19 protein-coding genes are annotated in these 19990 nt (G+C 36.0%); 9 read left to right on the top strand and 10 right to left on the bottom strand.

From position 1 onward, the window contains the following. The first annotated feature begins 2 nt into the window (after positions 1–2). The 9 genes from MYP_RS07430 (at position 3) to MYP_RS24830 (ending at position 9222) form a co-directional block, all read left to right on the top strand. On the top strand, positions 3–641 hold the full coding sequence (locus MYP_RS07430; RefSeq protein WP_045460676.1) for a hypothetical protein: 639 nt from the start codon (positions 3–5) through the stop codon (positions 639–641). Next, positions 628–1905 carry a DUF4178 domain-containing protein gene (locus tag MYP_RS07425; protein WP_045460673.1) on the top strand — a complete coding sequence of 426 codons (1278 nt, stop codon included), beginning with the start codon at positions 628–630 and terminating at the stop codon, positions 1903–1905. The genes MYP_RS07430 and MYP_RS07425 overlap by 14 nt, the downstream gene beginning before the upstream one ends. A 160-nt stretch (positions 1906–2065) precedes the next feature. Then, on the top strand, positions 2066–2284 hold the full coding sequence (locus tag MYP_RS07420; RefSeq protein ID WP_045461217.1) for a DUF350 domain-containing protein: 219 nt from the start codon (positions 2066–2068) through the stop codon (positions 2282–2284). Positions 2285–2304: 20 nt separating this feature from the next. Continuing rightward, the gene (locus tag MYP_RS07415; RefSeq protein ID WP_045460668.1) at positions 2305–3807 is read left to right on the top strand and encodes a polyamine aminopropyltransferase; all 1503 of its coding nucleotides are present in this window, start codon (positions 2305–2307) and stop codon (positions 3805–3807) included. A gap of 6 nt (positions 3808–3813) precedes the next feature. Beyond that, on the top strand, positions 3814–5439 hold the full coding sequence (locus MYP_RS07410; protein WP_045460664.1) for an NAD(P)/FAD-dependent oxidoreductase: 1626 nt from the start codon (positions 3814–3816) through the stop codon (positions 5437–5439). Continuing rightward, positions 5436–6527 (top strand): hypothetical protein, encoded by a 1092-nt coding sequence (locus tag MYP_RS07405; protein WP_045460659.1) that lies wholly within the window; start codon positions 5436–5438, stop codon positions 6525–6527. The genes MYP_RS07410 and MYP_RS07405 overlap by 4 nt, the downstream gene beginning before the upstream one ends. A gap of 270 nt (positions 6528–6797) precedes the next feature. Then, a complete protein-coding gene (locus MYP_RS07400; RefSeq protein WP_045460656.1) occupies positions 6798–7469 on the top strand; it encodes a hypothetical protein in 672 nt (223 codons plus the stop codon). Positions 7470–7553: 84 nt separating this feature from the next. After that, complete coding sequence (locus MYP_RS07395) at positions 7554–8621, top strand: GNAT family N-acetyltransferase (protein ID WP_045460653.1); 1068 nt, start codon at positions 7554–7556, stop codon at positions 8619–8621. A 76-nt stretch (positions 8622–8697) separates the two neighbouring features. Further along, positions 8698–9222, top strand: a complete 525-nt coding sequence (locus MYP_RS24830; RefSeq protein ID WP_156140389.1) for a toxin-antitoxin system YwqK family antitoxin — start codon at positions 8698–8700, stop codon at positions 9220–9222. A gap of 720 nt (positions 9223–9942) precedes the next feature. Here MYP_RS24830 and MYP_RS07385 read toward each other — a convergent pair. From MYP_RS07385 to MYP_RS07345, 10 genes are all read right to left on the bottom strand, one after another. Beyond that, the gene (locus tag MYP_RS07385; protein WP_045460650.1) at positions 9943–11343 is read right to left on the bottom strand and encodes a T9SS type A sorting domain-containing protein; all 1401 of its coding nucleotides are present in this window, start codon (positions 11341–11343) and stop codon (positions 9943–9945) included. 7 nt (positions 11344–11350) lie between these two features. Beyond that, positions 11351–12604, bottom strand: coding sequence for a hypothetical protein (locus tag MYP_RS07380; protein WP_045460646.1), 1254 nt, complete (start codon positions 12602–12604; stop codon positions 11351–11353). Between the two features lie 262 nt (positions 12605–12866). Then, entirely contained in the window at positions 12867–13880 is a 1014-nt protein-coding gene (locus MYP_RS07375) for a hypothetical protein (protein WP_045460642.1), read from the bottom strand. A 68-nt stretch (positions 13881–13948) separates the two neighbouring features. Then, on the bottom strand, positions 13949–14251 hold the full coding sequence (locus MYP_RS07370; RefSeq protein WP_156140387.1) for a hypothetical protein: 303 nt from the start codon (positions 14249–14251) through the stop codon (positions 13949–13951). Positions 14252–14483: 232 nt separating this feature from the next. Next, positions 14484–14780, bottom strand: a complete 297-nt coding sequence (locus MYP_RS07365) for a Dabb family protein (protein WP_045460637.1) — start codon at positions 14778–14780, stop codon at positions 14484–14486. A 199-nt stretch (positions 14781–14979) separates the two neighbouring features. Continuing rightward, complete coding sequence (locus MYP_RS07360) at positions 14980–15369, bottom strand: hypothetical protein (RefSeq protein WP_045460635.1); 390 nt, start codon at positions 15367–15369, stop codon at positions 14980–14982. A 22-nt stretch (positions 15370–15391) separates the two neighbouring features. Further along, a complete protein-coding gene (locus MYP_RS26730) occupies positions 15392–15520 on the bottom strand; it encodes a hypothetical protein (RefSeq protein ID WP_262506740.1) in 129 nt (42 codons plus the stop codon). A 64-nt stretch (positions 15521–15584) separates the two neighbouring features. Then, positions 15585–15917, bottom strand: coding sequence for a hypothetical protein (locus MYP_RS26360; RefSeq protein ID WP_197060032.1), 333 nt, complete (start codon positions 15915–15917; stop codon positions 15585–15587). Between the two features lie 19 nt (positions 15918–15936). Beyond that, on the bottom strand, positions 15937–18507 hold the full coding sequence (locus MYP_RS07350) for a polynucleotide kinase-phosphatase (RefSeq protein ID WP_045460633.1): 2571 nt from the start codon (positions 18505–18507) through the stop codon (positions 15937–15939). Positions 18508–18513: 6 nt separating this feature from the next. Then, positions 18514–19917: a 3' terminal RNA ribose 2'-O-methyltransferase Hen1 gene (locus MYP_RS07345; RefSeq protein ID WP_045460631.1), complete on the bottom strand. Its 1404-nt coding sequence runs from the start codon at positions 19915–19917 to the stop codon at positions 18514–18516. Positions 19918–19990: the final 73 nt, after the last annotated feature.

Below are 19990 nucleotides of genomic sequence, written 5' to 3'. Positions count from 1 at the left end.
TTATGGAAGATAAATTTAACTGTACATGCACTCATTCCATTAGCATTAGGAAAAATGTTACGGTTTCAATTGCTTGTCCATTCTGCAGAAATCTTTACTGCCTGGTTAATGATGAAATTATTAAAACAAGCACTTTAAAGCCAATTATGGAAGACGTTTCTCCCTTAAAAATCAATGGAGAAGGAATATTGGAATCTAAAGAATTCAGAATAACTGGGAGACAACAAATTATTTATCACAGTTCATACAAGAACCTTTGGAGTGCAACCTATAAGAGCGGTGAGCATTTTCAAATAGGAGAATCTTATGGAACATATTCTATAATTAAAGAAGTTTCAGCTCAGGTCTCTCCTAATAAATTCAGGAATCTGAAAGTAGGTAAAGAGATAGAACTGGCACCTAAGCATTCCTTTTATGTAAACGGAATACATGAAATGAAGGAGCTGACTGCTGAAGGAGATTTTCCAATGCCCATTATCCTTCAGACCAGATGTTTATCCATAGAGCTTTCAAATAATAAATTTGAATTTGCAATCATAAATATTTATGGAGACAATGACCTTAAAATTTCCTCAGGATATTTTTTAAACTTTGAAGATTTTTCATTTAAAAACATAAGGAACCTCAATGGATGGATCTGAAATAAACAGCAACAATAATTTGCCCTCTGCCGAGATCCTGAATTGCCCGAAATGTAGATCAGCCTTGAGAGTTACAGGCTTTTTGCTAACTAAAAACATTGCATGCAGGAAATGTCATGGCATATTTGATCATTCGAACGGAAATCTTAAGTTGATCAGGGTTTTCAAAAAGGAAAAATACAACAATATCCCGATTGGCTCTAAAGGAACAATAGATGGAAAGAAATATGAAGTGGTAGGTCTTGCAAACTATCGAGAGGCTCACACCCCTTACGCCTGGGATGAATATATATTATTCAGTCCTATCCATGGATACAGTTTTTTAAGCGTATTTGAAGGTCATTGGAATTATTTTGAACAAACAATTCTTCGGCCAAAGCGGGAAGGGAATGATGTTAATCTTAATGGTGACACCTATAGAATTTTTAACAGGTATAAAAAGAAAACAGATTACGCTTTAGGTGAATTTCCCTGGGATATAAGTGAAAATTCTAACACAATAACAGAATATATTTATCCTCCATATATCATTGTTCATGATAAAGGTACTAATGAGGAAACTTGGCTTTTGGGTAAATATATAACCCCAAAAGAAATCAAAGAAGCGTTTAACCTTCAAACATATCTTCCTCAGCAGAAAGGAATAGGTTCAACTCAGCTTCATTCATCTGCTGCCTCTTTATCAAAGGTAAAACACCTGACTCTTTACGTAGTACTGTCAATCACGGTCCTACAAATAATTTTTTCTTTTAGCGCAAAGGAAAAAGTTGTTTTTAAAGACCAGTTCACTATTCCGGTGAATAAAACTGGTATAGTTTCTCCTCCATTCGAACTTGAAAAAACATTATTCGGAAAGTCTAATCTCCAGGTGGAGCTGATTGCTCCGGTTCACAATAGCTGGATGGAAGCAGATATTACTCTAGTAAATGATCTTTCAGGTGAAGAGTTTCATTTCGAAGAAGGTGTTGAATACTATTCAGGAGTAGAAGGCGGAGAGTCCTGGTCTGAAGGTCAAAATTATACTGACCTAACTCTCAGTAGTATTCCAGCTGGGAAATACCACCTTAATATTTTTCCTGCAATTCCGGATGGAGGGGTTGGATACTTTCAATTGACACTGACTCAGGACGTGTCAATGCTTTCAAATTACTTTATAATTCTGTTGATCGCTCTGATATTTCCTGTTGCGCTATGGATCTCTGTAAGCTCCTTTGAAGCCCAAAGGTGGATGAATAGTGATTTCTCACCTTATCATACTGAATAAAACCATATGTTTAAGCTAAGAAACTATTTGATTATTCTTTTCATCATAATTTCAGTATATATATATGCTGCATTTACTGGCTGGAAATTTTTCGGATCTAACTCCGAAACCTGGTCACCATCACAAGAAAAAGGACATCATAAATAAACTTTCAAAAAAAATGGAATCATTATTCAACCTTAAGTACATCATCGGCTCAGTATTATATTCTCTGATAGGAATTGTGATATTGGTAATTTCCTTCTGGGTAATTGAGAAAATAACCCCGGAAAACTTATGGAAAGAGATTATAGTAAATCATAACAAAGCCTTGGCCATCATCGCTGCAGCATTTATAATTGCCATAGCAATCATAATTGCTTCTGCCATTCATGGTTAACAACAAATAAGTAGAGTAGCATGCCGTTTTTCTTATTATTTTCAGTATTTGTAGTTGCCACTTGCGGGCTGATTTATGAATTAATTGCAGGAACTTTAGCAAGTTATTTGCTTGGTGATTCTGTAACACAGTTTTCCACCATCATTGGAGTATATTTGTTTTCAATGGGTATCGGCTCGTTCTTTTCAAAGTATTTTAAAAAGAACCTGCTAGCCTGGTTTATTCAGCTTGAAATAATGGTTGGCCTGATAGGAGGCACAAGCTCTACAATATTATTTCTACTATTTGAACAAGTAGAATCATTCAGGTTTCTGCTTTATCTCCTGGTCTCTCTTACCGGCATTCTTGTTGGATTGGAAATACCTCTACTTATGCGTATTCTCAAGAACAAGCTGGAGTTCGAAGATTTGGTATCTAAAATTTTCACTTATGATTACATAGGTGCATTGCTTGCAAGTCTTATTTTTCCACTGGTTCTGGTTCCTTACATGGGACTTATAAAAACTTCGTTTTTCTTTGGCATTCTTAATGTTATAGTAGCAACAGTATTGTGCATTAAGTTTGAAAAGGAGGTAAAATGGGCTTCAATGTTGAAAACACAATCTATAGCTGTGATTATTCTGTTGCTTGCAGGATTTGTATATTCTGAAAATATCATGACCTATACGGAAAGCCGGTCTTATCCGGATAAAATCATTTATGCTAAATCCTCTACATACCAAAGGATCGTTATAACAAAAAATCCAAAAGAATTAAGACTTTTTTTAAATGGTAATCTTCAATTCAGTTCATTTGACGAATATAGATACCACGAAGCCTTGGTGCATCCTGGAATACAGGGCTTACAAGATCACAGTAATGTACTTGTTTTAGGAGGCGGAGATGGTTTAGCTGTAAGGGAGCTTTTAAAATATAATACCATTGAAACTATAACACTGGTAGACCTGGATGGAGCTATCACCAATTTATTTAAAAGCAATCATATGTTGCTTGATCTTAACCAAGGTTCGCTGCTAGATAAAAAAGTAAAGGTAATCAATGCTGATGCCTTCAAATGGCTAAAAGAAAATAATCATAACCAGTTCGATTTTATCGTAATTGACTTTCCCGATCCCTCCAATTATTCAATAGGGAAGTTATATACCGACACTTTCTATAAACTGGTGTTCAGTGCACTAAAGGAAAATGGGGCTGCTGTGATTCAGTCTACCTCCCCCTTTGTGGCTCCTCAATCCTATTGGTGCATAGACACAACCATTCAATCTGTAGGTTTTAAAACATTACCTTATCATGCTTTTGTTCCCTCCTTTGGTGACTGGGGATATATATTGGCAATTAAAGGTAATCAGTATTCCATACCTGACAATTACATATCCAACCTTAGATTTCTGAATCATGAAACATTTCAGCAGATGCTGATATTCCCTAAGGATATGGTGAAGAAAAAAACAGAGATAAACAAACTGAACAACCAGGCTATCGTTCATTATTTTGAAAAAGAATGGAGTGAATACCTCCACTGATATTCCATGATTCTTTTTAACAGAAGATCTTTTCTTATCAACTCCATGAAAGCGATTGGTGCTACTATGGTGGCATCTTCCTTTTCCTGTTCTGAAAGCTCAAATGATAACATTCCTGCATCAATTGTTGGGGCTTCCGTAGCAACCGGACATAAACTAAGGTTCGACAAACTCCCTGAGCCGGCATTGACAGAAGAAATTGATACTATTATTGTAGGTGGAGGAATTGCAGGACTTTCAGCTGCCAGGTTTTTGTATAAAAAGAACCATCGGAATTTTAAAGTTCTTGAACTGGAAAAGAATATTGGTGGCAACTCTGCTTATGGTGTTAATCACATTTCTGCATATCCATGGGGAGCTCATTATCTTCCGATCCCTAATCAGGAAAACTCAGAAGACCTTTTTGATTTTCTGAAAGAAGCAGATATTGTAACTTCCTTTAACAGCAATGGATTACCGGTATACAATGAATATTATTTATGTTTTGATCCGGAAGAGCGTTTGTTTATCAATGGTTACTGGCAGGATGGCATTATTCCGAATTTCGGAATATCTGATCAGGAACGAAATGAGATAAAAGATTTTCTTCTTCTGATGGAAAATTTAAGAAGAAAAAAGGGGATTGATGGGAAATATGCATTTACCATACCTGTTGACTTCTCAAGCCAGGATACTGAATTCACTGCTCTGGATAACATATCTATGGCTGAATATCTTAAGCACAAAGGCTTTACCTCCTCTCACCTGAATTGGTATGTTGATTATTGCTGTCGAGACGACTATGGCACCAATGTAAATAACACCTCGGCCTGGGCAGGCATACATTACTTTGCAGCCAGAAAAGGTGATGCAGTTAACGCATCGCCAGGCACAGTTCTTACATGGCCTGAAGGAAATGGATTTCTGGTAAAAAAGCTTTCAGAAAAATTTAAGAATGATATTATAAGCAATCAACTTGTTTATTCTGTGAATGTGTCAGGTGACAAAGTTCATGTGGATTGTATTGACAGTCAAAATCATAAAACACTCAGGTATATATGTAAGGAATGTATAATGGCAACTCCACAATTCATAACAAGTCGCCTATTGAATCGAATCTATGAAAAAAGGCCACAGACAACATTTTCATATGCCCCATGGATGGTTGCCAACATTACGCTTAAAGAATTTAAAGACAGAAAAGGAGCTCCTTTAAGTTGGGACAATGTCTTCTATGATAGCAAATCACTGGGGTATGTGAATGCCAATCATCAACATGAAAACTCTTATCATGACAAAAGAGTAATCACTTATTATCTTCCTCTTACAGATAGTGATCCTGTCAATGAAAGAAAAAAGCTCTATGAAACAGATGCTCAGTACTGGAAAAGTCACATCATTAATGATTTATCTCAAATACATCCTCAAATTGATAAAAGCATCGAGAACATTGAAATATGGCGGTGGGGACATGGCATGGTCAGGCCAATTCCAGGATTTATCTGGAGTAATGAGAGAAAGAGTGCCAGACATAATATAGATCATAAAATATTCTTTGCTCATTCTGACCTTAGCGGAATATCGATATTCGAAGAAGCCTTTTATCAAGGAACAAGAGCTGCAAAAGAGCTTTTAAAAAAGTCAAAAGTATGAAATTACTAAAAGAGCAAAAATGGATTGGAACACCAGCAAATGATCTGTTATTCATATTATCTCCACCTTTTTTCTGTCTTTTATTAATTGGCATATTTCCTGAAATTTTTTCAGAAGATAATGAAGTTTCTACTTTTCAATGGATAGTTCTTGTACTGCTCATTGATGTAGCTCATGTTTACAGTACAATATTCCGAACTTACTTTGACAAAGATGTTTTCACCAAACACAGACTAATGCTTGTAAATACGCCTGTTGTATGTTTTATAGCCGGCGTTATTCTGTATGAATTTGATGCTCTCATATTCTGGAGAGTATTAGCTTATATTGCAGTCTTTCATTTTATCAGGCAGCAATACGGCTTTTTAAGAATTTATTCTAGAAATGAAAAATTTCATTTATCTCAAAGAATAGACACAGTGATTATTTACACTGCCACCATTTACCCTATGTTATACTGGCATCTTTCAGGAGACAGGATGTTTGAATGGTTTATAAAGGGAGATTTTATCATTTATAAACAATCTGAAATATTGCTGGATGCTCTAACATGGTGCTATTTCATTATAATTCTTATTTATTTTATCAAAGAAATATACATTTCGGTTTTTAATCAACATATAAATATTCCAAAAACTCTGCTCATTACAGGTACGCTCCTTTCCTGGTATGCAGGTATTGTGTACTATAACGGAGATCTCACTTTCTCGCTTCTCAATGTTGTTTCACATGGTATTCCCTACATGGCTCTTATTTGGTTTTATGGCAGAAAGAAAAAGAAACTGGGTGTCTTTTCTGGCAACAATATTAATAACCTGGTATTTGGCTCGTTTGGATTGGTACTGTTTTTTTTTATCATTTTTATATTGGCATATGCAGAAGAAGGCTTATGGGATTCTCTTGTATGGAACAGCAGAAAAGAAGTTTTCTTTTTATTTAATTTTCTACCATCTATAACTGAGAAAGATATTCTGGCTTTCATTGTTCCTTTGCTGGCACTTCCTCAGCTGACTCATTATGTAATTGACGGTTTCATTTGGAAAATTAAAAATGATACTTATAGCTGGAAAGAGACCACGTTGGGGTAGATAAAAAGTTAAAAGTCGAAAGTTTTAAAGTTTAAAGTAAAAAAGTTGACAAGGCGATAAACCTCTGCATTAAGCCAACTTTTACTATAATACATAGTCAAAGAATATTCTTTAAATAACTTACTCAGTCATACATTCTTCCTTCAGGAAAAAGGAAATCTCGTTATAATTTTTATTTACTTTAAACTTTTAACTTTTAACTTTTCCACCAATCCCTTAAACAATTCCCCCTCTAACGCATTTAATAAAGAGCTACAGAATCCTTTTAAAATGATTTTAAGGTTTACCATATTCTATTTTTCTTTTCTGCCATTTACAGTTCTGGCACAATGGAGCGTGGTTCCTACGCTCACTGTTGGTTTTCCGGTGGGAGAATTTAGCAGAAACAATAATAACATAGGAGTTGGTCTGGACCTAAGCCTTTTAAGAGAACTCAGAGAAAGACCTGTCAGTGTGGGAGTTCAGGTTGCTTATTTAACATTCGGAAGACAACAGTCAAACGATAACATTGAGACAGTTTTTGGTAATGCTGTCAATGCGAATCTTACCATTAATCATAATATTGCATACTATCATGGAATGGTAAGATTTAAACCTTCTTGGGCCAGCAGAGTAATCCCTTTTGCTGATATCATAACAGGAGCTAAAACCATCCTCACCTTTGCCAGTGTCAGTGATAGCCAGGGTCCAGATACCCTTAGTATTAATTCATCCTTTAACAGTACATGGGCTTTCGACTTTGGCGCAGCAGGCGGTATTGAAGTAAAAATGAACAACAATATTCTTTTTAATTTAAAAAGTACTTTTCTTTCCGGAACATCCATTAATTTCATCAACCCAAGATCTGCCAGAGTTAATACCTCCAATGATCTTCTGTTTGATCAGAAAAAAGTAAACGGCAATCTGCTGATGTTTCACGCAGGCCTGAGGATTTTCTTCTGATCAATTGAAGAACTAAAAACATTTCCAAAGTAATTGAGTTTGAAGGAAAAATCGAATAACTTACCTTTTTCTTTTTCCTCCATTATGATCACGTCTATTGAAAAACTTCAGGAAGATATATTTTGTGATACGGATTATAAAATCCGATATTCTGGCTTTGCAACTACAGATGTATTGAATGTTCTTGAAAGGACATTTTATGGGACCCATGGACTTAGCTATCGCCACCGGAATGTAAGAGAAAGGGCTGGGAAAACACTCCATCCGCACTTCTTTACTCTTTACAAACGCGATACATCTATAGGCACCTTCTGCTTATCGGAAAGGATTATAATCAACAAAGGCTATCCGGAGAAAGGCTTTTACGGAAGATACCTTTCCATATTGCCCGAATATGGAGGTAAAGGATTGGGAACCTTACTAAAAGAAAAGGCTTATGATTATATCCGCAAGACAGAACCAAGGTCATTAATTATATATTCCTATATTGAAGAAGCAAACAGATATTCTCTTAACCTCTCCAGAAAACAAGGGAACAAACTTGCCGGATACTACGAAGTTCTTAGCTTTAGCAGGTTTAACCCCAAGATTTTTTCAGGATTTTCAAGACTTGAAAAAGAACGAATTGATGAATTTAAAAGACTGTTTAAAGAATATTATAGCGCGTACCAATTGGTAATACTGGATTATATTGGTCAGAACAACAACTATTTTGTAATCAGAAAAAAAGGTGAGATAATTGCCGGAGTGCAAGCTGTTCCCGCTCACTGGCAATTTAAATCGATACCAGGGCTATCCGGATTTGTCGCCCAAAACATACTCCCCTTCATTCCAAAGTTATCTAAAGTCTTTAATGCAAAGAATTATCATTTCATTGCATTTGATTCTGTATATGTTAAAGAAGGCTTCGAAAATCTTCTCCCTTTTCTTTTTGAGTCTGTTCTGGCTGCATTTAATTGTCATTCAGGCCTTTATTACGGAGATGCTAATTCACCTCTTACTAAATCCTTTAAATCAAGTGACAGAGGTTTTCTAAGTAAAATAGAATCTGAAATCCGACCTATGATAATGATATCCTCCCATAACAGTCATTCACACTGGGAACCAATGGAGAAAGGGCCCTTTTATGTTTCTGCTTTCGACCAAGTTTGATATCCATAAAATCTTATTCAAGTGATTAAAGATTTTATTAAATTTGGATACAAATTATACTTTAACAAGAAAATTTATGAAAGTAAAACACTTTACTATTATCTTTTTCTGTCTAATTACTTTGAGTTCATGCGAATGGACAACAACCAGAAGAGGACGAAATTATGATCCATCACCAATAGTTCAGAGTGAATCCAACTATTTCCTGAATGACACCAGTATATATGTTTTCGATTATGCTCCCGGAGACGTTGGAGGTAGCGAAAAAAACTACTATCCTAACGGCACACTTAAAAGCGAGGGCAACTATAACAATGGACAACCTTCCGGATATTGGAAGTTTTATTATGACACAGGAGTTCCTAAGAAAGAAGGTAACATCAATAATAACCAGTTTTCAGGTTACTGGAAGTTTTACCATCCAAATGGAAGGCTGAGAGCCGAAGGTAACTTTAACAACGGATATCAAGACGGATACTGGAAGTTCTATTACCCAAATGGGATCATGGAATCTGAAGGAAACTTTAATTTCAATCGAAAAAGAAATCATTGGAAATATTATTATGACAATGGTCGTTTATATGCGATCATCCGCTATTAATGCTGACTTGTCTTGAAAAAATTGACAGTATTTAAAATTAGTTTTTTCATTAAACCTCAAGGAATATTTCTCTTGAGGTTTTTTATTCCACTTTTTAATTTAAATATCCCACTTACTCTTTCATCGATAGCATTTTTATAAGGATCATATGATTCGTCATACTAATTTTAATCCAATTGATATGTAATAGATTTACATATTCTTTGCTACAATATTGCAATCCTCTATCTGAATGACATATAAGTTCTTTTATATATTTTTTTGCTTTTGAGCCATTTTTAAGAGCATTTAATGAACCATGGTTAGACAAAGAACCCAGTAGCTAATAATCCATAATTTTCTTTAAACAAGCATCAGTAATTAAGCATAAATAAGTGATGGTGTTGCTTACCCATAATTGCTCTGGTCAATAAAATATATAAGTCTTTAATTAAATTCGAATACTTTTTAGCCAATGTTTAGAGTTGGTAGTTTTTATATACACTCGTTTTCTTTTAACCCTGCAAATCTTAAATAAATTAAGAATAAATTCCGTCATATATTGATCTCTCGATTGATAAATTCTTGTTAGAGTACTCACAGTGGGTTAATGACCTTATGGAATACGAACATCATCTTTGGGAATACTAGTTGAATTGTAAGTTTTAAGTTTTAAGAAAAAAGACACCTGAACTCAAATTGTTCAGGTGTCTTTTATAAAAGCTTTACAAAAACAATATTTTAATTGACAATAAATTTTCCTGTAGTGAATTCTTTACTATTGTCTGAATTAAAATTATAAATATAGGTACCACTTTTTAAATCAATACCCAAATGGGTATCTACCACTCCTTTGCCAAGGTAAATGCTTTTTACATCTCTCCCTACTGAATTATATATGATAAGGGTTCCAGAGTCGTTGCTTTCCTTTTTTATTGTTAACTGGTCATTTACAGGTACAGGGTAAAAACTTAAGTTTAGATTACCTTTTACTCCATTAGAACTAACACTAAGCGGAACTTGCACTCCAATGTATAGCTGGATTGTTAGATCATTGCTTATATTACTCCAACCGTTCTTCGTCTCTCCTCTAAAAATTAAATTATATGGTGTTGTTCTTTTATGCTTTTCTTGGACAGTCATTGAAACAGAGGCCTTATATACAGGGCTTCGTTTGTTTATTGAAGAGTTCCTCGCATTTGAAGGAACCTCTTCGATTGCTATATTAAACACACCTTCTTCGTTCTGCAATTCTCCGATATAATCAAGATTAGCAAGGCTGTTTGTTGTATCCTGAAATAATACCTCCATAGTAAAAACATCATTGAGATTCAAAGGCACACTATTTCCAGGAGTTATGTCATGAGATGCTGTTACTTCAAATACTTGTCCGGATATTCGTTCTGCGCTTACAGCCACCTGGAAGTCTCTGATTACAAAACCTACCCTGATACCATTTTTCCAAAACTCCACAAGTGCAGCAAAATTGTACAATCCTTCTATTGAGGGCTTATCCCAGGTAATCTGTCCGGAATAGGGATTAATTTTAACCCCCTCAGGAATAAAATAACCTTCTACATCATTACCTCTAGCCTGTTTACAGGTAACAAGTTTATATGAAACACTATCCTTATCCGGAGAATATACAGATAGATTATTTGTAAAGGTTCTGTTTTTTTCTGCGTGAAAAATAGGAGGTGATAAAAAGGATGGACTTGAAAGTTTAACAGTATACCCAGAAACTACACCTACCATTGATTCTATATAAAATGGAGTATTGATAGAATTCGTCATATTCTTCACACCTCCCGTTCTGTTTGATTCTGAATAGCAAATAATATATGTACCAGTACCTGGATATGTATGTTCTCCTAAATAAACATTCTCATATGTATTATCATTGATCAGTCTCTTCGAAGCTCTTGTATATTCAGTTGAAGTCCCATCTCCCCAATTTATTGTTGCCGTGGGATCATCTACTCCAGCATCTACAGCTGATCTATTGCTATATACTATAAGAGATATGGAAACATTTAAATTATTTCTACTGTAAATTATTTGCCCTCCTTTAATATGGGTAGCTGAGCATTCAAAAGCAGCCCAACATATTAATGCTGTAACTATCAATAAACATCTTTTCATATCAATTTCAATGCGTAATAGAATTCCATACTTCTACAGCCCAATCTTTTTCATCCAGACTAGCAAAACAGATTGTTGTAAATATAAATGAACCTTCTTCTACTTTTACTCCCTGTAGGAGCCAATACTCTGCTTCTTCCTCTGCATTTATGTAATAGTAAACATATCCATGACCTTTTATTTTGCCATCATCATAAAGTATTTTTTCAGCACTTGGGTAATCCTCTTCACTGAGGAGTGAAGCCAGCATTTCTTCAGGAGTAGTTTCTGAGTCAAATGAATATACCGTATTTCTCACTGTTTTATCTCCAAACCAGAATACTTCTGTTTCTTCATCAAGGCCTGAGTAGAAAAAGCCAGGTACGGTAATTTTCCAATCTCCTGCAATGTCATAAGTCACTGCATTTTTTCTAAATCCAAGAGGGCTTTCAGGTATTTCAACATCTTCTTCACCTTCTAAGTAAGCTTTTATATACTCCCAATCTTTTTCAGGCACAATTACATCAGGATTCAGCTTTTTCGCTTCTTCAAAGCATTTATCAATGATTTCATAAAGCATCATCTCATCATCATCCAGTGGAGCATGCCAGCCACAATCAGCATTGAGAAGAGCTACACCTGTTCTGACGAGAAAACGAGCATCAGGCTCTTTATCCCACCATATAAAAAACTGCTTTCCGTACTTTTCTAATTCGGTAAGATCTTTATTCTGTAATTCTTCAAACCAGTTTCTGGTCCAGAAACCTAAAGAGGAAGCTACAAAGAAGTCTTTATGAGCAACTCTTGGCGTATTTGCCGGCAGAGATACAAGATACCCTTTCTGGTCATCTTTGAGAAATATGGTTGATAACATTTGTAACCATTCAGCCATACATTCCTGCAACGCAGGAAAATCTTTATTTTCCTGATAACCTGTCTCATCACCAAAGCTTTCATCATCAGTTGTTTCATTCCACACCCAGTCAATCGATAAGTCCTTACCTGCCTTTTCAAAAAACTCTATGAGGTATGCATGATAACCAGGTCCTACACTATTGGTTTTTGCTGAACAGAAAAGGATTCCTTCTTCAAAAAACAAGCTAACAGGCTCTTCACAAGGATGAAAGCTCAGATAAAGTGTATCCTCTTCAAGATCAATTTCAAGAAAAGTTGCAAAAATTCCTTTACTTTCAGCTTCTGTATAATCAGCAATTATTTGAAGAATTGATTCTGAATCGGTTGTTCCATTTACCTTCCCTTTAATCGAAAATCCTAACCCCATAAAACAAAATAAATTTTAATAAATTATAAATTGGTATACGTCTTTTTCTTTTTAAACCTTCAAAAATGGCAAAAAAAAACTGTTCATTAAAAGACTATTCAAAGATTTTATTCACACATTCAAAGATTTAAAAGCATAATGCTGAATGGTTACAGTATAAATATCCGTATAAAAGCTTTTATTCATAGAATATTGGTAAAAACATAAAGAGCTGACTATATAATAGACAGCTCCTTATAAAACTGATAAAACCAACAGTTTTTTATGGCTTAAATGGCTTATCAAATGTAATTGTTGGGTAATCTAAAACAACTTCAGCCTTTTCTCCTACTGTTTTGGTAAGCAATGCAAAATCTACAAAAACAAGTTTGCCCGGGTCTTTAATATTTGGACCACTTCCCCCAAAATCCTTGTCTGGAGTTCTGGTAAATAAACTATACTTTATGCTAATCAATTTCCACCCCGTGAAATTTAAAGAAACTTCATATTCATATGCATCATCCTTAGTACCAAGATAATTTTCAGGTATCCCATAAGGTAATTTTGAATCAGAGTCATGCATCAACGATACCTTCAACTTAGATGTATTGCTTCCGTTTCCATAAACAAAAACATTAACATAAAAATCTTTAGTTGCTGAAGTAAGAAAATTATCTGGTAATGTTCTCCTTACTGAACCAATATAATAATCATAGTTATCATCTATTCCAGACAATTTAAAGGCATAATTTCCCTCAATTACCGGGGTAGAAACTTTTTCCCCAACAGTTCTCTTCGGATAAGGACTATAAAACCAATCACGATTATCATATTTAAATCCTTCAAAACCACTTCCCATCTCAGTCGCACCTGGATAAATTCTTGCTTTGGTGATTTTAAAATTCAGCTTATAAGTATCGTTAAACCCAAGAATAGAAAGAATTGCTTCCACTTCCTCGCCTGATTTAAAGAATAATAGGTCATCATGTGTTCCTAACCACAATGAATTACTTTCATCCACTTTGTCACTTAAACCAGTAATGGTTTTTACTGCTTGAGAAGTCAGTCCTTTCAACTCAATTGTCCAGGTGACTTTTTCATTAAATTGTGCTTTGAAAAATTGCTGATCGCCGGTTGCAAAATTTACGTTACTCAGATTAAGCGAAAAATTTGAAACCAGATTAAACCCAGAACTTGCCGCTTTATATTCAGGACCAATAAAATCCTTTTTTTCCTCCTTTTGGCAAGCACTGAAAAATAATAGTAATGGAATTACATAATAAAAAATCTTTTTCATAAGAGTAGTTTTTGTTTACCCTTAAGATAAAAAAATATAACTAAAAATAAAAATAATACAAAAAAATACTAAAAAAGCATATCCTTATCCATTCTCTTTTTGTCCTTTTTAGCTTCTTCTAACCCACGTTCGCTTTTAGGGATTTCAATAACGCTGCCTGATTTTTCATCGGCTTTCATTCTCTTCTTTTCAAACTTCACGTTTTCCTTGGCATGTTGCTTATCAAGATTCTTCTCCGATTTAGATCTTTTCTTCAAAGCCTTCTGCTCACTTTTAACACGATCTTTCGTATCATTTCCTGAGCTATTACTATTACACCTTAAGGAAAAAGCTCCTAAAACAACAACAAAATAAGTGAATAACCTTTTCATACATTCCCCCATTTTAAATTCAACATCTGGCGAATAAAAAGGTTATAATCTTTCCCTTAAACTCCCTTAAAGCGTTAAGGTCTAAAACGTGGTTGGGATTGTATAAATTTATTCATTATTGTATAAACTTATTCATTAAAGAGACTTTCAGATGAGGTCCTTCTATAATCAAAAAAGCTCTTGGTTTCTCAGAACCAAGAGCTTTTTGTATAAATATCAGAATGTTTGAAAATTAATGAGCATCGTATATAACTACTTTCTCAAAATACTGCCTGAACTCTTCCAGAAATGCCTTATGTACCGGATGCACCTGATATACGTCATGACCGGCAAGGTCTTCAAATACGATTACTAATGAAAATGTATAAGTGGTATCCACAACAGGTCTGCTAATAGGAGCCGGAGTTCCTACATACATAGACTTTATAGTTTCCACTTTAATGAGAGAATCGAGTCCGGCACGAAATGCCTTCTTCTGATCTTCGGTAGTATCGGCTTTCAGCCAGAATAAAACGTGATGGGTAAGCATTGAATGAAAATTTTAATGACCAAGACAAATATAAAATGAAGGATTGAAATAAGAGTTATGTTCATTTAAAAGATATTGAAAAAAATCAGCAAACACTTCTTTCAAATTAAGTCGCAATACATTTAATCCATTATCATTCAAAGCTCAGCTTTTAAAACTGCTGTAAATAAAAGAGAAAAGGGTTCCCCCCTAATCCCTTTTAATTATTTTCATAACTTCGTTCTCCTGAAAACTTATCTCCATAAAACCCAGCCACTATGCGAATTCCATTGATTATATTTTCATTGAATTCATGAAGCTGCTCAGAAGGTACCCAAAGTTCTTCATAGATTTTACCTCCTACATTCTCCACTTTAAAAGTAAGAAAGTATTCTTCCTGAATTTCAAACTCTGTAACAAAACCGGCATATCCGGAAGACTCATCCTCTGTGTTCCACTCTTTTGCTATCTGGGCTGCATATTCAAAATTCAACACAGGATAAAAAATAGGCTGCCATGAAAAACGAGGAGGATAGGCTTTCATCCCGGACTCTTTTATAAGTTCAAGCTCTTTCACTCCTACTGGTCTGAATAATTTCTTTAATTTCAAAAAAATAAAATATTGATGTAACTTATTTAAATGGGAACTTCAACCCCATCTCTCTTAATTTTAACATAGCTTCCGCATTACCTCTTGCATCATCAACAGGATTATGTGTATGCTCTGTCTTTCGGAATCTCTTCCATTCCGAACTTTTCATGATATCTCCTACCATACCTGAATACAGGTCTCCGATGCGTCTTCCGCTGAATCCAAAAGGATTTCTACCCTAAATAATAGTGGAAATAATAATTAATCCATTGCCAGTCAAAGGCAAGGTTATCTGAAAGAAACACAGGTTTGCCTTTTACATTTTCCTTGAGCCACAACTCAAATTCTGACATCACAGTATGTGGTTCATCAAAGGAGGAATGTTCCTCTCTTGTAATCCCGCTTACAGCAAGTGCGTCAGGCATCCAAGCCTCAGAGACTGGTTTCACTTTTCCATAAAATGTCTTTGACAACAAAGGTTCTAACACAATTGCTCCGAAGCTCACCATACTATACTTTCCGGGAATCGGACCATCAGCCTCTACATCTACTATTACTAAACTCATAATTAATCTTTTTAAACATTTACAATCTCGGATCTATGGCTTCGCTTTCCAGAGCCAATACTCCGAATATACATTCATGTATTTTTCTTAAAGGTTCTTTTCTCACAAACCTTTCTAATCCCTCTGCCCCCAAAGCAAACTCACGCAAAGCGAGCGCTCTCTTTCCTCCTACACTCCGTTCTTTCAGCCTTGTTAAATTTTCAGGAGCAGAATAGGTAGGACCATAGATAATCCTTAAATACTCTTTTCCTCTACATTTAATAGCCGGCTGTAAAATACCCTTTGCCCCCTTGCTGATAAAGTTTAATGGTTTTATTACCATTCCTTCTCCACCGGATTCGGTCAGGTGGTTCCACCAGTTTGTGACTTCATTTTTTGCTTCTTCATTCTTTAAATCAACAACTTTATAAGGCGTAACAATTAACAATCCCGTATCTGCCTCACAAATGGACCTGATATTTTCCATGTGCCAGATATGATCTTTGTCAGTGTGCACAACGCCTTCTGTTGCAAGGATGTGGAATGGCGCCAATTGATAATCATCCAGTGAATTGACAGTCCAGCAATACTGCCTGTATGAATCTATAAACCTTCCGGACATCTCATTCTTAGAAACAAATTCTGTCAATAAGCTATCCGCTGCTATACCTCTGTCTTTGGCCATCTGAAGGGCCTCTGTAACAAATGGCAATGCAGCAGCAGAAGCAGCCCCTACAGCAGCATATTGATCCTTAAGCAATGCCTGAGCCTTTGCTGACCAAGGCATTAACTCACAGTCAAGACAAACCCAATCTGTTTTAAACTTATCCCAAAAGCCGGACAAGGTTAAAGCTCTATTGATCCTCTCCAGAAAGTCTTTTTCCAGTTGGTCTTCGTGAAAGAACGCTCTGCCCGTTCTGGTATAACAAACACCAATACCTTCATTTCCCACTCCAAAGGTTTTGAGTGCTGCATTTTCATCTTTACAGACAATAACAGCAGCTCTTGAGCCCATATGCTTTTCTTCACACACAACAGTCTCCACACCTTGGGTCGCATAATACTTTAATGCTTCTTCCGGATGCTCCAAATATCCTGCTCTTGTACTTGTTTCAGAAGGGGACATTGTCGGAGGTAAATAGATCAGCCACTTAGGGTTAATAGCGAACCTGCTCATCACCTCCAGAGCTGCTATGCTGTTATCTTCTCTTATAGTTATATTACCTAACAACCGAGTTTCCACAATATGTTTACCACGCACATCATCAATCTCCAATAAGTCATCATGCTCCTGCTGAAACGAAAGCCCCGTCAAGGGATTATAGTCAAGCGGTCTTGATGGTTCAAAATATGTCTTCTCTGCATTTACAGAAATAACTTCCTTCTCAGGATATCTCAATGCCGTGAGTTTTCCTCCGAATACGCAACCGGTATCAATGCATATCGTTCTGTTCAACCACTGAGGATTGGGGATAGGTGTGTGACCATATACCACCATTGCTTTTCCTTTATAATCGGAAGCCCAGTTATATCTGACGGGAAGTCCGAATTCATCCGTCTCACCAGTGGTTTCTCCATACATACAAAACGTTCGAACAGCGCCTGAACCTCTTCCATGCATTTCCTCTTTCAAACCAGCGTGGGCTACAACAAGATTCCCTCCATCCAATACATAGTGACTAACAAGTCCTTCAAGAAAGTCCTGCACCTTTGATATAAATTCCGGCTCCTCCGCGGATAATTGTTCTACCGTTTCCGCAAGACCATGTTTTAATTTAACATCAGATCCTTTCAGCTTTTTTAAAAGCTTTGCATCATGGTTTCCTGGAACACACAAAGCAGAACTATCCTGAACCATGCTCATCACAAGTTTTAAAACTTGGGGAGTCTTTGGACCTCTATCCACAAGGTCTCCCAGAAATACAGCTTTCCTGCCTTCGGGATGACGCACCTTTATTCCAAAATTAACAAGATCATATGCTACAGATTCGAATGTATAATTCAGCTCCTTCAACAACTTCACAAGCTCATCATAGCAACCATGTACATCACCAATGATATCAAAAGGGCCAGACAAGTGCTTTAGATTATTATATAAAGGATCTCTTGCTATACCTTGTATTGATTCAACTTTCTCTTCTGAGTTAAGGATATGAATATGTCTGACACCTTCCCTCCCTAGGTATTTCAAAGATCTTCTCAACTGTGACCTTTGCATTGGTATCACATGAGGACCAAAATTTCTATCCGTACGGTTTTTATTCCTATCCTGCAAAAGCCTTTCAGGAAGGTCCAGCACAATGGCAACAGGAAGGCAATGGTATTCTTTAGCCAGGCTTATAAAGTCTTTTCTTGCCTCCGGTTGAACGTTGGTTGCATCTATAACTGTCAACAAACCTCTTTTTAACCTGATACCAGCAATATATTTTAATACATTAAAGGCATCCTCCGTTGCGGTCTGATCATTTTCGTCGTCTGACACAATAGCTCTGCAGAAATCAGAAGTTAAGATTTCCGTACTCCTAAAGTGCTTTCTTGCAAACGTACTTTTACCAGATCCCGACGCTCCTATAAGCATCACTAATGCTAACTCCGGTATTTTTATTTCCATACAATTCTAATTCTTTATTTTAAATACACCCATTTGACTTGGAGCACCGACTTCCACATCCCAATCACCAATAGGCTCAAACCTCACTTCATAATTATACTTTGTTGCTATTCCGGAAGCCCATTTTTCAAACTCTGCTCTTGTCCACTCGAAACGGTGGTCACTATGTCTGAATGCTCCTTCATTTAATGATTCATATTTAACATTGTATTCAGCATTTGGAGTCGTGATAACTACAGTTAATGGCCTTGCAGATTCAAAAACCACCCTCTCAAAGGAAGCGAGTCTTGAAAGATCAAGGTGTTCTATCACTTCAATAACAGCAGCTGCATCAAAACCTTTCAATCTTTTATCTCTGTAAGTTAACGAACCATGAATTAATCCGAGCCTATCCTTTTGCTTCTGAGGTATCCTTTCGTAATTCAGCCTGCTCTTTGCATTTTCAAGAGTGCGATAAGAAACATCCATTCCTACAATGTTATTGAATTGCGCTTCTTTCATAAGCAATTTTAACAGTTTACCTTCTCCGCAACCTAAATCGACCACACTTTGCGCTCCGGAAAGTTTAAGTTCGTCTAGAGCTTTATTAAGCCTTTGCTGATGAAGAGATATTTTTCTTTCTTCTTTTACGTTATCGTTGGAACTTACCTCCTCCTCTTTGTTATCTATAATCTCTTCTTCAGAAAGTCTGGACTTGGCTAATCTGGTGAATGCTCCTACGTTCTTCAGATACCTTTTTATAATCAGTTCTTTTTCCGGATGTTGCTCCAACCAGCCATTTCCTTTTTCTTCAAGCTTCTGAACTTCATGCTCGCTTATCCAGTAATGCTTATCATTATCCAGTACCGGAATCAAAACATAGAGATGAGCTAACAGATCTTTCATCTTTAACTCATTCCTAAGAGTCACAGAAAAATATCTGCTCATGCCCCATTCAGGAAATTGAGGATCCAATTCATATCTCTTCAGTTCGACCTGATATCCCAATGGTTCAAACAGACTTCTTAAAAAAGCTTCTCCTCCTCGTGATGGCAGCACCTGTATATTCACTTCCAATGGAAGTACCCTATCAACCAGATAAGGTTTGTCTTTACAAATCCCGCCCATAGCAGATCTGAAGGCTTTGCTGATAGCAACAGACATAAAAGAAGAGGCTACATAAGGCCTGTCATTTACATAATGCTCCAAGGCAAACCCCTCTCCTGAAGGTCCTTTATGATCACGCACCAGAGCTATTGGATCAACATCAAGAAGCAACGCTATGGTAGATCTTTCCTCTGAAGATTCAGGATAAAAGACATGCATCTTACCGAAAGACATGTCAAAGCTTTGCAACTTGTCGGGATGCTTGTGCATAATATATCCCAAATCTGTCGCAGGTTTATGTGTTGTAGTAATAGTTAGTAACATTGTAAGTTGGAAGCTTAAAGCTAAAAGCTTAAAGCTGAAAGCTGAAAGCTGAAAGTTTAAAGTTTAAAGTTGG

This window comes from Sporocytophaga myxococcoides, assembly GCF_000775915.1.
Taxonomy (GTDB): Bacteria; Bacteroidota; Bacteroidia; order Cytophagales; family Cytophagaceae; genus Sporocytophaga; species Sporocytophaga myxococcoides_A.
The sequence above is the reverse complement of the archived record's forward strand: the minus strand, read 5'-3'. Positions and strand labels throughout refer to the sequence as shown.

What these genes read in the sequence shown, in the direction of transcription:
- MYP_RS07430 (WP_045460676.1), top strand. Translation starts at nt 3, where the DNA reads ATGGAAGATAAATTTAACTGTACATGCACTCATTCCATTAGCATTAGG.
- MYP_RS07425 (WP_045460673.1), top strand. Translation starts at nt 628, where the DNA reads ATGGATGGATCTGAAATAAACAGCAACAATAATTTGCCCTCTGCCGAG.
- MYP_RS07420 (WP_045461217.1), top strand. Translation starts at nt 2,066, where the DNA reads ATGGAATCATTATTCAACCTTAAGTACATCATCGGCTCAGTATTATAT.
- MYP_RS07415 (WP_045460668.1), top strand. Translation starts at nt 2,305, where the DNA reads ATGCCGTTTTTCTTATTATTTTCAGTATTTGTAGTTGCCACTTGCGGG.
- MYP_RS07410 (WP_045460664.1), top strand. Translation starts at nt 3,814, where the DNA reads ATGATTCTTTTTAACAGAAGATCTTTTCTTATCAACTCCATGAAAGCG.
- MYP_RS07405 (WP_045460659.1), top strand. Translation starts at nt 5,436, where the DNA reads ATGAAATTACTAAAAGAGCAAAAATGGATTGGAACACCAGCAAATGAT.
- MYP_RS07400 (WP_045460656.1), top strand. Translation starts at nt 6,798, where the DNA reads ATGATTTTAAGGTTTACCATATTCTATTTTTCTTTTCTGCCATTTACA.
- MYP_RS07395 (WP_045460653.1), top strand. Translation starts at nt 7,554, where the DNA reads ATGATCACGTCTATTGAAAAACTTCAGGAAGATATATTTTGTGATACG.
- MYP_RS24830 (WP_156140389.1), top strand. Translation starts at nt 8,698, where the DNA reads ATGAAAGTAAAACACTTTACTATTATCTTTTTCTGTCTAATTACTTTG.
- MYP_RS07385 (WP_045460650.1), bottom strand. Translation starts at nt 11,343, where the DNA reads ATGAAAAGATGTTTATTGATAGTTACAGCATTAATATGTTGGGCTGCT.
- MYP_RS07380 (WP_045460646.1), bottom strand. Translation starts at nt 12,604, where the DNA reads ATGGGGTTAGGATTTTCGATTAAAGGGAAGGTAAATGGAACAACCGAT.
- MYP_RS07375 (WP_045460642.1), bottom strand. Translation starts at nt 13,880, where the DNA reads ATGAAAAAGATTTTTTATTATGTAATTCCATTACTATTATTTTTCAGT.
- MYP_RS07370 (WP_156140387.1), bottom strand. Translation starts at nt 14,251, where the DNA reads ATGAAAAGGTTATTCACTTATTTTGTTGTTGTTTTAGGAGCTTTTTCC.
- MYP_RS07365 (WP_045460637.1), bottom strand. Translation starts at nt 14,780, where the DNA reads ATGCTTACCCATCACGTTTTATTCTGGCTGAAAGCCGATACTACCGAA.
- MYP_RS26730 (WP_262506740.1), bottom strand. Translation starts at nt 15,520, where the DNA reads ATGAAAAGTTCGGAATGGAAGAGATTCCGAAAGACAGAGCATACACAT.
- MYP_RS26360 (WP_197060032.1), bottom strand. Translation starts at nt 15,917, where the DNA reads ATGAGTTTAGTAATAGTAGATGTAGAGGCTGATGGTCCGATTCCCGGA.
- MYP_RS07350 (WP_045460633.1), bottom strand. Translation starts at nt 18,507, where the DNA reads ATGGAAATAAAAATACCGGAGTTAGCATTAGTGATGCTTATAGGAGCG.
- MYP_RS07345 (WP_045460631.1), bottom strand. Translation starts at nt 19,917, where the DNA reads ATGTTACTAACTATTACTACAACACATAAACCTGCGACAGATTTGGGA.